Here is a 12175-nt window from a genome sequence, read left to right as displayed (position 1 = left end):
CGCGGCGCACGTGTGCAACGTCTCGCTCACGCTGAGTGTCCGACACCACGGGGATCGCGACACGCCGGACACGCCGGTCGCGGTGGCCCTACCGGGCTCCCCATCGGCGCTGTCTAGCGTTGCGCGGGTGACACGAGGGGCGCATGCGATCGACCGGACGCACGAGGACGAGGACCTGCGCACCGACGTCCCGCCCGCGGCGGGCGACGTCGCGCCCTCGGCTCACGACGACGACGCCGCCCCGGACGACGACGCGCACGACGCTGCCCCGCACGACACTCCCCCGCCGCCGCTGCCCGGCGCCGCGGCGGTGTCCGCGAACGCCTCGCCCGCGGCCGACGCCGAGCCGGCCGCGCGGGGCCGCCGCGGGCGGCGCGCCCGGCGCGGCCCGGGCCTGCGCGAGCGCCGCCGCCAGCAGACCCGGGCCGCGATCGTCGACGCCGCAGCGGAGCTGTTCGCCGAGCGCGGGTTCGACGCGGTCAGCGTGGTGGAGATCGCCCAGCGCGCCGGCGTGGTCGAGAAGACCGTGTTCAACCACTTCCCGGTCAAGGAGGGGCTGGTCTTCGAGGCCGACCCGCCGATGCGGGCGGCGCTGCTGGACGCGGTGCGGACCCGGCCGGCCGGCGAGTCGGTCACCGCGGCCGCCGGCACCTTCGTCGTCCGGGCGATGAGCGGCCTGGGAGCGCCCGAGGCGGCGGCCGGGGTGGCCGAGATGGCGCGGATCATCCGCGGCAGCCACACGCTGCAGGTGCGCGAGCGGGAGATCCTCGGGGAGCTCACCGGGGCGCTGGCCGAGCTGATCGCCGAGGAGACCCGGGCCGAGGCCGGGGAGCTGGCCCCGTGGCTGGCGGCCCACTCGGTTCTCGGCCTGTACGCGGCGCTGCTGGAGCTGGCCCGCGACCGCGTGCTCGCGGGGGTCACCGGTCCCGAGCTCACCGCGGAGCTGCGGGCCCGCGGCGAGCGCGGCCTGGCGCTGCTGCAGTTCGGCCTGGCGGGGTACGCCAAGCGTCGGTGACGCTGCGGTCCTCCGGACCGCACCGCGGTCACGTGCCGTCCCCGGCGTGCGTCGAGCCCTGTCCGGCGCTCGTCGCGGGAACCTCCGGCCCCCACTCCTCAGACCGCCTCGCAGCGCGGCTCCCTCAGGGAACCGTCCGGGTCAGCTACCGATCTGCAGGGCGCGCAGGAGCTGGGTGGACCGGTCGCCGGGGAGGTCCGGGTCCTGGGTGAACAGCGCGACGGCGACCATGTACTCGTCCTCGCCGGCCCAGCCGCGGCCCTCGCTGCACAACCGGCGGATGTGCTCGCGCACCTTGGGCTCGGCGCTGTACGAGCCGTAGTCCAGACCCATGGCGAGGAAGTTGGCGACCCGGTAGCCCAGGTCGCCGGCGGTGCGGACGGTGGTCTCCGGGTCGGAGTAGCTGGCGACGGCGACGACCACGTTGCGGTAGCCGGCCTTGAGCAGCTGCAGGACCAGGTCGTTGCCGTGCACCCCGCCCCAGAGCTCGGGCATGAGGATGTCGCGGTCCGGCGCCGGGATGTAGGGCGGGTTGGCGATCACCGTCGACACCTGCGGACCGCCCGCGGAGTCGGCGCGGTCGAAGAAGTCGCCGAGCTCGACGGTGTAGCGGTCGGCGACCCCGCGCGCGGCGATGTTCTCGCGGGCCGTCTCGACCGACGGCGCGCTGATGTCGAAGCTGCGCACCCGCAGCTCGGGCAGCCCGGCGACGACGTCGGCGATCGCGGTGGCGTCACCGGTGCCGAGCTCGACGACGCCCTCCTTCGCCCAGCCCAGTTGCTCGCGGTACTGCTGCAGCAGCATGCAGACGGAGAACCCGTAGTGCGCCGACTCGTCGGCGGACGAGAAGCAGCTCACCGGGCGGCGCCGGCGGTCGGACGGGGGGCGAGGCGGTCGTCGTCGACCCGAGCTCGGTTGCGCACGACCGACCCCTACCCCGGCCGTCCGACGTCCACTCCTGCCGTCGCCCGCGCGGGCGACGCGGCCCTCAGGCCGCGGCGCGGGCGGTCGCCGCGACCGCGAGCAGCTCCCGGGCGTGGGCCTGGCCGGTGTCGCTGTCGGTGAGCCCGGAGAGCATGCGGGCCAGCTCCCGCACCCGGTCCTCGCCGTCGACGGCGCGGATGTCGGTGGCGGTCACCCCGGCACCGGTGTCGGGGGACTTGTCCACGACCAGGTGGGTGTCGGCGAACGCGGCGACCTGCGCCAGGTGGGTGACCACGACGACCTGGTGGTCGCGGGCCAACCGGGCCAGCCGCCGGCCGATCTCGCCCGCGGCCTGGCCGCCGACGCCGGCGTCGACCTCGTCGAAGACCATGACCGGCACCGGGTCCGCGCCGGCGAAGACGACCTCGATGGCGAGCATGACCCGGGAGAGCTCACCGCCGGACGCGCCCTTGTGCACCGGCCGCGGCGGGGCGCCGGGGTGGGCGGCCATGAGCAGCGCCACCTCGTCCACGCCCTCGGGGCCGGGCTCGTCGGGGTGGCTGTCGATCGAGAACGAGACGCGGGCGCTCTTCATCGCCAGCCCGGCCAGCTCCCGGCCGACCTCCGCGGCGAACCCGTCGGCGGCCGCGCGCCGTCCCGCCGAGACCTGGGCGGCCAGCTCGTCGACCTCGGCCCGCGCGGTGTCGCGGGCGGCCTCGAGCGCCTCCAGCGCCTCGTCGGAGACGTCGAGCTCGGCCAGCCGGCTGCGCGCGTCCTCGGCCCAGGCCAGCACCCCGCCGACGCCCTCCCCGGCGTCGGCGTACTTGCGCACGAGGGCGGTGATCGCCGCCCGGCGGTCGAGGACCTCGGCCAGCCGCGCGGGATCGGCGTCCAGGTCGGCCACGTAGCCGGCCAGCTGGCCGGCGACGTCGGAGACCACGGCGACCGCGTCGGCGAGGTCCTGCGCGAGCATCACCAGGGTGGGGTCGTCGGACGCCGCCAGCGCGCGCTCGGCGATGGCCAGCGCCGCGGCGGCGTCCTGCGGCAGGTCATCCCCGCCGAGGTCGCCGGTGACGTCGCCGACCAGGGCCATGCGGGCCTCGTCGGCGGCCGCCCGGAGCGCGTCGGCGTCGCTGAGCCGGCGCGCCTGCGCGTCGAGCTCCTCGTCCTCACCCGGCTGCGGAGCCACCCCGTCGATCTCCTCGAGCCCGTGGCGCAGGACGTCGGCGGCCTGCGCGAGCTCGCGGGCCTGGCCGCGGCGGCGGTCGAGGTCGGCGGCGAGCTCCCGCCAGGAGGCGTGGGCCGCGCGGTAACGGTCGAGCAGCTCCAGGTGCGCCGGCCCGGCGTAGCGGTCCAGCGCGCGCCGCTGCTCGGCCGGGCGGGACAGCCGCAGCTGGTCGCTCTGCCCGTGCACGGCGAGCAGCCCCTCGGCCATCTCGGCGATCACGCCGACCGGCACGCTGCGCCCACCGAGGTGGGCGCGGGACCGGCCCTCCGCGCTCACCGTGCGGGCGAGGATGAGGCTGCCGTCGTCGTCGGGGTCGGCACCGGCCTCGGCGGCCCGCTCCCACACCGGCGAGTCGGCCGGGAGGGCCAGCCTTCCCTCGACCCCCGCCCGCCCGTTCGCGCGCACCCGCCCGGGGTCGGCGCGCCCACCGAAGAGCAGGGTCAGGCCGGTGACGACCATGGTCTTGCCGGCGCCGGTCTCCCCCGTGACGACGGTGAGCCCGTGACCGAGTTCGAGGGTGACGTCGTCGATGGCGCCGAGGCCGCGGATGCGCAGCTCCGTCAGCCGGCCCAACCGGTGGTCCTCCGCCGGCGCGACGTCACCGGCGGCCGGGGCCGTTCCGGCGTCCGCCGACACCTCGGCCGGGCCACGCTCCTCGACGGCGGGCTTCCCCGACCGGGGCGCCCGCTTCTCACGCGTCGTCGTCCGTGCCGCCACCGCGGCCCTCCTTCCCGGGGTTCCCGCGGACGAAGCCGCGGGTGAGCACGTTGCGGGTGGGGATCAGCTCGTGCCCGGGGTCGTGCCGGCGCGCGTCGCGGAACCCGCGGACGGGCAGGCCGAACTTGGCCACCAGCCGGTCGCCGAAGGTGGTCGCGTGCACGCGCGCGATGCGCACCGGCCGGGCGGCCCGGCGGACGTCGACCCGCCCGCCCTCGGGCACCTCCAGCGCCCGCCGCCCGTCGGCGGACACCCGCGCCCGGTTGCCGTCGGAGGGGATGGCCACCGTGAGCACCGAGTCCGGCGAGGTGACCAGCGGCCGGGCGAAGAGCGCGTGGGCGTTCGACGGCACCACGAGCATCGCCTCGACGTCCGGCCAGACCACCGGGCCGCCCGCGGAGAACGCGTAGGCGGTGGAGCCGGTCGGCGTGGAGAACAGGATCCCGTCGCAGCCGAAGCTGGTCAGCGGCCGCCCGTCGATGGCGAGCACGACGTCGAGGACCCGGGACCGCTCGGACTTCTCCACCGACGCCTCGTTGAGCGCCCACGTCCCGCCGACGACGGAGCCGGTCGCGTCGAGGACGTCCACCTCGATGGCCAGCCGCTTCTCCACGGAGTACTCGCACCGCTCGATGGCGGTGAGGGTCTCCTCGACCGCCTCGGGCTCGGTCTCGGCGAGGAAGCCGACGCGGCCGAGGTTGACCCCCATCAGCGCGGCGTTGCTGTAGCGCGCCAGCTCGGCGGCCCGCAGGAAGGTGCCGTCGCCGCCGAAGACCATCACGATCTCGGCCCCACGGGCGGCCTCGGCGTCCGCTGGCACGACCTCAGCGCCTTCGATGCCGAGCTCGGTGGCCTCCTCCTCGAGCAGCCGGACGGTGATGCCGGCCTTGGCCAGGCGGGCGGCTGAGCTGCGGGCGAGCTCGACGATGTCCTGCCGGCCGGTGTGCACGGCCAGCAGGACGTGCCGGCTGCCGCTCGGCGCCCACAGGGCGGGGCTGACCTCGCTCACGGTGCCTCCTCGGTGGTGCGTGCCGGCTCCGGTGCCGGCACGGCTGCGCTCGCGCGCTCCCTCACGATGGTCCTTCCTCGACCGCCCGGTGCGCGTCCTCCTCGCGGGGCGGCCCGGCGTCCCGGCGCAACCACAGGAAGAACTCGACGTTCCCGGCGGGCCCGGGCAGCGGGCTGGCGACCACCCCGGCCGTGCCCCACCCGAGGTCGGCGGCGGCCCGGGCGACGTCCAGCACCGCCCACTCCCGGTGCGCGGGATCCCGCACCACCCCGCCTGCGCCGAGCCGCTCCCGGCCGACCTCGAACTGCGGCTTGACCATGGGCAGCAGGTCGGCCTCGGCGGTGGCGCAGGCGGCCAGCGCGGGGAGCACCAGCCGCAGCGAGATGAACGACAGGTCGGCGACGACGAGGTCCACCGGGCCGCCGACCTGCTCGGGGGTCAGCGACCGGACGTTGGTGCGCTCGAGCACGGTGACCCGCTCGTCGGTGCGCAGGGACCAGGCCAGCTCGCCGTAGCCGACGTCCACCGCGACCACCTCCCGGGCGCCCCGGCTCAGGAGCACCTCGGTGAAGCCACCGGTGGAGGCCCCGGCATCGAGGGCTCGCCGGCCCGCGACGCTCACCGGGAAGGCCTCGAGCGCGCCGAGAAGCTTGTGCGCGCCGCGCGACACCCAGCTGGGCTGGTCGGGGTCGGTGCGCACGACCACGGGGGTGTTGGCGTCGACGCCGGTGGCGGGCTTGGTGGCGGCCCGCCCCGAGACGGCGACCCGCCCCTCGGCGATGAGCGCGACGGCGTGCTCGCGGGAGCGGGCCAGCCCTCGCCGCACGAGCTCCGCGTCGAGCCGGCTGCGGCGGACCATCAGAGCTGGTCGATCGTGGCCAGCTCGCGCTGCAGCCGCGCGTGCTCGGCCTCGAACACGGCCACGTGCTCGGCGACCGGGCGGTGGTCGAGGTCGGCGAAGCGCGCAGCCTCCTGCGGCGCGGGCACGGTCGTCGCGTCCTGCTCGACGGGGACGGCCGGACCCGGGACCGGGACCGCACCGCCCGGCGGACGCGGGCCGGACCGAGGAGGTCCCGGCACCGGTCGCGGTCGACTCGGCTCGGTCATCGTCCGCCTCTCGAGGAGTGGTGGTCGCGGCGGCGCCGCAAGGATGGGGAGGCGCTCGCCGCGGAGCACTGGACGGGGATCGGTCCCCGGCTGGCGAGGTTACCGGCCGGGGACGACGGGCACGGTTCACCGGCCGGGGATAGCCTCCGCCCGCCCCGTCCCTTCTCACCGTGGAGGCCTGCCCGCGTGGCCACGATGGAACAGTGCATGACCGCCCTCAAGAGCGTGCTGGGCAACCTCGCGGCCAGCCCGGCAGCGGAGGGCCTGGACCGGAGCCTGTCCTGCCGGCTGCCCGACCTCGGACAGGTCGTCCGCGGTCGGCTGGCCCGGGGACGGGTCCACGAACTGCGCGCCGAACCAGAGGACCAGTCGCTGGAGAAGGCCGACATCCGGCTCACCATGACCAGTGACGACCTCGTCGCGCTCACCGACGGACAGCTGTCGTTCGGTCCGGCGTGGGCGACGGGGCGGGTGAAGCTCGAGGCCGGCCTCCGCGACCTGCTGCGGCTGCGCAAGATGGTCTGAGCCGCCCGCCGCGTCCCGGGCAGCCGGCGGGCCCGGCACCGCCGGCTCCCGGGCGAGTGCTCCGCCGCGGCGCGCCCAGACTCCTCCGTCGCCACGTCAGCCTGCCAGCGACCAGCGGGCGAGCACCGCGGCGGCGCCCTCGTCGGCCGCCCGGACCGCTGCGGTGACGGCCTCGTCGGGGTGCTGGACCCAGTGGGCGACGCACAGGGCGCGCAGCCCGTCCAGCGCACCCCCGTCGCCCGTCTCGGCCGATCCGTCGTCGCAGCCCAGTTGGAGCGGGCCGCCCTCGCCGACGGGCCGCGCCCACCAGTGACGGCAGCGCCAGGCACCGCCGTCGCGCACGACCGCCGGGTGCACGTCGAGCAGCCCCGAGGCGTCGGCGGCCAGCAGGTCCGGCCGGCGCTGCGGCCCGGCCGCGAGCAGGGCCGCGGGATCGGTGACGCCGGAGAACACCAGCAGGCTGGCCGCCCCGGCCCGCCGTCCCCCCTCGATGTCGGTGTCGAGCCGGTCTCCGACCACCAGCGGTCGGCGGGCGGCGGTGCGGCGCACGCACTCGGCGTGCATGGCGGGATCGGGCTTGCCGGTGACCAGTGGGGTCCGGCCGGTGACGCCGGCGACCACCCCGACCATCGCGCCGTTGCCCGGGAGCGGACCGCGCGGTGAGGGGATGGTCGCGTCGGTGTTGGTGGCGACGTGCTGGGCGCCGTTGCGCACCGCGACGACCGCCTCGGCCAACTGCGCCCAGCCGACGTCCCGCCCGTAGCCCTGGACCACCGCAGCGGGGAGGTCCTCGGCGCGCTCCACCACGGTCAGCCCCGCCGCCCGGAGCGCCGCGGCGACCCCGGGGCCGCCGACCGGCAGCACGCGCGCCCCCGCGCCCAGCCGCTGCGCCACGACCGAGGCGGCTGCCTGCGAGCTGGTGATCACGTCACCGGGCGCGGCCGCGATGCCGAGGTCGGTCAGGTGGCCGGCCACCTCCTCCGGCGTCCTGGCCGCGTTGTTGGTGACGAACCCCAGCCGCATCCCGGCGGCGCGGGCGGCGGCCAGGGCAGTGGGCACACCCGGCACCGCGTCGGGGCCGACGTAGACCACGCCGTCGAGGTCGAGGAGGGCCACGTCGTAGACCGCGGTGGGCGGTTCCGTGGTCCCGGTCGCCAGGGACGGCTGCAGGAGCCCGCTCACGAGGTCGCCCCGGAGCGCCGGGCCCGAACGCCGCGCAGCGCCCGCGAGTAGTGGGTCACGTCGGGACGCATGGCCACGGCGAGCGCGAGGTGCTCGGCGGCCAGGTCCAGGTCCCCGGCGCGGCTCGCGGCCAGCCCCAGGCCGAACTGCGCGTAGTCGTCGGTCGGGTTCCGGCTGATCAGCTCCCGGAAGGTCACCATCGCCTCGTCGTAGCGGCCGGCGTCGTACTGGGCGCGGGCCAGTGCCTCGAGCAGGCTGCGCGACCCGGGCTCGGCCTCGCTGGCGCGGGCGAGGATGGTCGCCGCCGCGGCCGGATCGCGATTGGCGAGCAGGTGCAGCCCGCGCTGGTACCACTCGTACACCCCGCCTTCGGGAGCCCCCGTGTCGTCCACTGCTGCCCCCTCGGTCCGGGTGCTCCCCGTCGGCGCGCGCACCGCCGGTCCCTGGTCGGGACCGGCCGCGACGGCGGACCGGGCGGCACCGCTCCTACGATCCCCATCGTGCCCTCGTCGACGGCGGACTCCCCGCACCCCGCAGCGACAGGGCTCGAGGTCCGGCCCTTCCGCGCCCTGACCTACCGGCAACGAGACCCCGGGCACCTGGCCCGGGTGAGCTCGCCAGCCTACGACCTGGTGACGCCGGATGGGCGGGACCGCCTGGCCGAGGCCGATCCGCACAACGTCGTCCGGCTGATCCTCCCGCGCGTCGCCGCAGCACCGGGGAACACCGCCGCGGACGCGCTGCGCCGGTCGGTCGAGCAGGCGGCCCGGACGCTGCAGGACTGGGAGTCCGGGGGCGTCCTGGAGCGGGACGCGACCCCTGCGATGTGGGTGTACGAGATGCGGCCGCCGGACGGGGCGGCCACCGTCGGCTGGCTGGCCGCAGTCGGCCTGCCGTCGGCCGGCTCCCGGGCCGTCCTTCCGCACGAGGACACCTATCCGGTTGCCGTGGAGGGACGCCGTGCCCTGCTGGCCGCCACCGGCACCGACCTGGAGCCGATCATCCTGGCCCACGACCCGGACCCGGAACTGCCCGAGCTGACCGCCGCCGCCTGCGAGGGTGAGCCGACCCTGGCGGTGGTCGACGGCGACGGCGTGCGGCACGCCCTGTGGCGGGTCACCGACACCGATCTCCTGGACCGGGTGCAGGCCGCCCTCGCCCGTACCGGTGCGGTCATCGCCGACGGGCACCACCGCTTCGCCGCCGCACAGGCCCACGCCCGAGCCTCCTCCGGCGTCCCCGGGGCGCAGGCCATCCTCGCCCTGGTCACGCCGATGGGCCCGGGCGGCCTGCGGGTGCACGGCATCCACCGGGTCGTGCCGGACCTCCCGCTGGAGGACGCGCTGGACCGGGCTGCCGGCGGCTTCACCGTCGACGAGTTCACCGTGCCGGACGGCGGCGTCCCCGACACCGCCCGCGGCTGGCTGGCCGAGCCCGGCGTGTCCGGCCTGCTGGTGACCGACGGCCGCCGCCTGCTGCGGCTGAGCGACCCGACGGAGGAGATGCGGGCCACCGCCCCTGCGGGGGCACCGGCCGCGTGGCGGGCGCTCGACGTCGTGCTCGCTCACCACGGGCTGTTCCAGCGGCTGTGGGAACGCGGCGACGACCCGCGGTCGGTCGTGGTCGTGCACACGGTGGACGAGGCGCTCGCCGAGGCGCGGGCGCGGCACGGCGTCGCCGTCCTGCTGCGGGCCCCGTCGCCGGCGGACGTGGCCGCGGTGGCCCGCACAGGTGCCCGGATGCCCAGGAAGTCGACGCTGTTCGTCCCCAAGCCCCGGACCGGGCTGGTCCTCCGCCCGCACACGGACTGACCGCCGGTCACGCGCTCGCGACCGTCGTCCCGGCGGACGATCGCGGCACCTTCCGCCCCCGTCGGCAGTTGACCTCGCACACCGACGCGGTGCCGTTGGGCGTCCGCCAGAAGCGGCGTTGCAGCGCCCCTTCGATCTCCACGACGTCACCCGGTTCCCAGGCGGCGACCCGCCGCTGCAACGCCCGGTCGTAGGTGATGCAGCTGAGGACGTCGACCGACTGCCCTCGCGCCCGGGGCTCCGGCCGGCGCACCACCAGCCGGAAGGTCACCAGCGTGTCCCCGCTGGGGAGGGTCCGCAGCTCCGCGGGGGCGGACAGCCGCCCGCGGAGCACGACGTCGTTCCGGTCGATCACTGCCACGCTCATGAGGGCAGCCTCGCGACCGGCGCGCCCCCGGCACAGGCTCGGCGCCCGTCTGTGGAACACCGCGGTGGGTGTGGACGGACGCCGGGCCGATGTCCGTGGTCAGTGCTGCGCGGGGCCCTCGGGCGGCTCGATCTCGCCGAGCAGCTCGGCCACCTCGGCCTCGATGTCGTCGTCGAGGTCGAGTTCCTGCTCGTCGTCCGCGGCCGGTACCGGCTCCACGAAGGCAGCAGGACCCGGCTCCACGAACGCAGCCGGACCCGGCTCCGGGGCGACGTCGTCGTCGGCCGGTGCCCGCGCGGCGGGGAGTGTCTCCTCGGCCCGGAGCTCCTCCTCGACGGGGAGCTCCTCCTCGGAGAACTCGACCTCGAGCTCCACGGGACTGTGCGCCGTGAGGGCCGCAGCCCAGGCCTGCGCCGGCCCATCCTCCCCCGCCGCTGCCAGCAGGTCGGCGTAGGCGCCGGCCAGCCGCAGCACGCCCGGGTCGGTGAGGTCCACCGACTCCGGGCGCGGACGGCCGCCGAGCGCGTCCTCGAGCACCAGGCGGGCTGCCGCGAGCTCTCCGAGGTCCTGCCGTGCACCGGCCTCCACCAGCCGCAGCTCGACGGTCTCGGCGGCGTCCGGCCCCTCGTCCAGCGACTCACGCACCAGACGCAGCGCCACCTCCGGCCGACCCAGGGCCCGCTCGCAGTCGGCGAGGACGGCGCGGTAGACCTCGTCACCGCTCATCCGCCGGTAGGCCCGCAGCTCCCGGGCGGCCTCGGCGTAGTCACCGGCGTGGTAGGCCGCCACCCCGACGGCCTCCCGCACGACCGCGATCCGCGAGGCCCGGTCACGCGCCGCACGGGCGTGGGCCAGCGCCTCGACCGGGTCCTCGTCGACCAGCGTGCCCGCCGTGACGAGGTGCTCCGCCACCCGGGTGGCGTTGCGCGGGTCCAGGCCCCGCAAAGCCTGCCGGACCGACGGGTCGAGGTCCCGCGGATCGGCCCACTCGGGCACCGCCGGGCCGGTCGGTGCCGGCGGTGTGCGGTCGGCGCCGGCGGCCCTCGGCGGACGCCCGCGCCGGTCGTCGGAGGGACGACGGTCCCGCCAGTCCCCCCGTGCACCACCGGCACCAGCTGCCCGCTGCGGACGACGCTCCTGCCAGGAGCCGCGCTCCGCCGCCTCAGGACGCCGAGGGCGCTCCCCGGACACGCCCCGGTCCTGCCAGGAACCACGCTCCGCCGCCTCAGGACGCCGAGGGCGCTCCCCGGCCGTACTGCGGTCCTGCCAGCTGCCACGCTCCGCCGCCTCAGGACGCCGAGAGCGCTCCCCGGCCGTACTGCGGTCCTGCCAGCTGCCACGCCCTCCAGCGGCGGGCGCACGGCGCTCGCCGGCCGGTCGGCCGGCGCCGGGCCGCCGCTCCTGCCAGTTCCCCTGCGATCCGCCGGCCCGCTGCTGCCGGCCGCCCTGCCAACCGCCACGGGCGCCGTCGGGGCGGTCTCCCTCGGGCCGACGGTCCCGCCACTCTCCGCGGGCGTCGTCGGGCCGCTGGGGGCGGTCTCGCTGCGGGCGTCGGTCCTGCCACTGGGGCCGGGAGGCCCCGGGGTGCTGCGCGCCGCCCCGGTCCGGTCGGTCCTGCCACCGCGAGCCCTGCCCCGAGGGGCGACGGTCACCCTGGGGACGGCGGTCCCGCCAGTCACCACCGGAGCTCCCCGACCGCTCACCCCGACCGCGCTCCGGGCGACCGCCCTGACCGCGCTCGTCACCGGGACGACGGTCCCGCCAGTCGGCACCCGAGCCTCCGGACCGCTCACCCCGACCGCGCTCCGGGCGACCGCCCTGACCGCGCTCGTCGCCGGGACGCCGGTCCTGCCAGTCGTCGCGCCTCGGGCGACCGGTTCCGGCGGGACCGCCGCCGGTCGGACGACGTCCCTGATAGGCGCCCTGGCCGCCGGTGGCGCCGCCGCTTCGGGGAGTCCCCGGTCGCTGCGGCCGACCCTGACCGCCACCGCGACCACCGCGAGGACCGCCCTGTCCACCGGCGCCACCGGCGCCTCGACGTGGAGAAGTCATGACTGTGTGCGTACCTCGATGCTCACTACAGCACTCACGAGTGCCGACGAAAAATGGCAGAAAGCACGAAAACGGGGGTCAGAGCGCGTGGCTCTGACCCCCGTTTTCGTCAATGGTTGTCCGGCGGCGTCCTACTCTCCCACCCCGTCTCCAGGGCAGTACCATCGGCGCTGAGAGGCTTAGCTTCCGGGTTCGGAATGGATCCGGGCGTTTCCCTCTCGCCATGGCCGCCGTAACG

The 12175-nt window shown here is 76.7% G+C and carries 12 protein-coding genes and 1 rRNA gene; 3 read left to right on the top strand and 10 right to left on the bottom strand.

Annotation, left to right across the window (positions count from 1 at the left end):
• Positions 1-127 precede the first annotated feature (127 nt).
• On the top strand, positions 128-1015 hold the full coding sequence (locus ACI79D_RS23680) for a TetR/AcrR family transcriptional regulator (RefSeq protein ID WP_456920980.1): 888 nt from the start codon (positions 128-130) through the stop codon (positions 1013-1015).
• 141 nt (positions 1016-1156) lie between these two features.
• Here the strand turns inward: ACI79D_RS23680 and ACI79D_RS23675 are convergent, their stop codons facing one another.
• The 5 genes from ACI79D_RS23675 to ACI79D_RS23655 all read right to left on the bottom strand — a co-directional run bounded on the left by ACI79D_RS23675 (position 1157) and on the right by ACI79D_RS23655 (position 5880).
• Positions 1157-1873, bottom strand: coding sequence for a methylase (locus ACI79D_RS23675; RefSeq protein ID WP_456920979.1), 717 nt, complete (start codon positions 1871-1873; stop codon positions 1157-1159).
• A gap of 130 nt (positions 1874-2003) precedes the next feature.
• The gene (gene recN / locus ACI79D_RS23670) at positions 2004-3884 is read right to left on the bottom strand and encodes a DNA repair protein RecN (protein WP_456920978.1); all 1881 of its coding nucleotides are present in this window, start codon (positions 3882-3884) and stop codon (positions 2004-2006) included.
• A complete protein-coding gene (locus ACI79D_RS23665; RefSeq protein WP_456920977.1) occupies positions 3859-4893 on the bottom strand; it encodes an NAD kinase in 1035 nt (344 codons plus the stop codon). Before ACI79D_RS23665 ends, recN begins: the two co-directional genes overlap by 26 nt.
• A gap of 61 nt (positions 4894-4954) precedes the next feature.
• The gene (locus ACI79D_RS23660; RefSeq protein ID WP_456920976.1) at positions 4955-5752 is read right to left on the bottom strand and encodes a TlyA family RNA methyltransferase; all 798 of its coding nucleotides are present in this window, start codon (positions 5750-5752) and stop codon (positions 4955-4957) included.
• Entirely contained in the window at positions 5752-5880 is a 129-nt protein-coding gene (locus ACI79D_RS23655) for a hypothetical protein (RefSeq protein WP_456920975.1), read from the bottom strand. The genes ACI79D_RS23660 and ACI79D_RS23655 overlap by 1 nt, the downstream gene beginning before the upstream one ends.
• Positions 5881-6207: 327 nt before the next feature.
• Here ACI79D_RS23655 and ACI79D_RS23650 point away from each other — a divergent pair, with 327 nt between their 5' ends.
• Positions 6208-6525 (top strand): alkyl sulfatase C-terminal domain-containing protein, encoded by a 318-nt coding sequence (locus ACI79D_RS23650; RefSeq protein ID WP_456920974.1) that lies wholly within the window; start codon positions 6208-6210, stop codon positions 6523-6525.
• A gap of 96 nt (positions 6526-6621) precedes the next feature.
• Here the strand turns inward: ACI79D_RS23650 and ACI79D_RS23645 are convergent, their stop codons facing one another.
• On the bottom strand, positions 6622-7707 hold the full coding sequence (locus ACI79D_RS23645) for an HAD-IIA family hydrolase (protein ID WP_456920973.1): 1086 nt from the start codon (positions 7705-7707) through the stop codon (positions 6622-6624).
• Positions 7704-8099, bottom strand: a complete 396-nt coding sequence (locus ACI79D_RS23640) for a tetratricopeptide repeat protein (RefSeq protein ID WP_456920972.1) — start codon at positions 8097-8099, stop codon at positions 7704-7706. The genes ACI79D_RS23645 and ACI79D_RS23640 overlap by 4 nt, the downstream gene beginning before the upstream one ends.
• 108 nt (positions 8100-8207) lie before the next feature.
• Between ACI79D_RS23640 and ACI79D_RS23635 the strand changes: the two genes are divergently transcribed.
• Entirely contained in the window at positions 8208-9518 is a 1311-nt protein-coding gene (locus ACI79D_RS23635; RefSeq protein ID WP_456920971.1) for a DUF1015 family protein, read from the top strand.
• 7 nt (positions 9519-9525) lie between these two features.
• Here the strand turns inward: ACI79D_RS23635 and ACI79D_RS23630 are convergent, their stop codons facing one another.
• From ACI79D_RS23630 to rrf, 3 genes are all read right to left on the bottom strand, one after another.
• Entirely contained in the window at positions 9526-9885 is a 360-nt protein-coding gene (locus ACI79D_RS23630) for a single-stranded DNA-binding protein (protein ID WP_456920970.1), read from the bottom strand.
• A gap of 99 nt (positions 9886-9984) precedes the next feature.
• A complete protein-coding gene (locus ACI79D_RS23625; protein ID WP_456920969.1) occupies positions 9985-10881 on the bottom strand; it encodes a tetratricopeptide repeat protein in 897 nt (298 codons plus the stop codon).
• A 1174-nt stretch (positions 10882-12055) separates the two neighbouring features.
• Positions 12056-12172 (bottom strand): 5S ribosomal RNA (rrf, locus tag ACI79D_RS23620).
• Between the last annotated feature and the right edge of the window lie 3 nt (positions 12173-12175).

Source organism: Geodermatophilus sp. SYSU D00708, from assembly GCF_054050115.1.
Note: the sequence above shows the minus strand (reverse complement) of the source record. Positions and strands in the feature narration are given on the sequence as shown.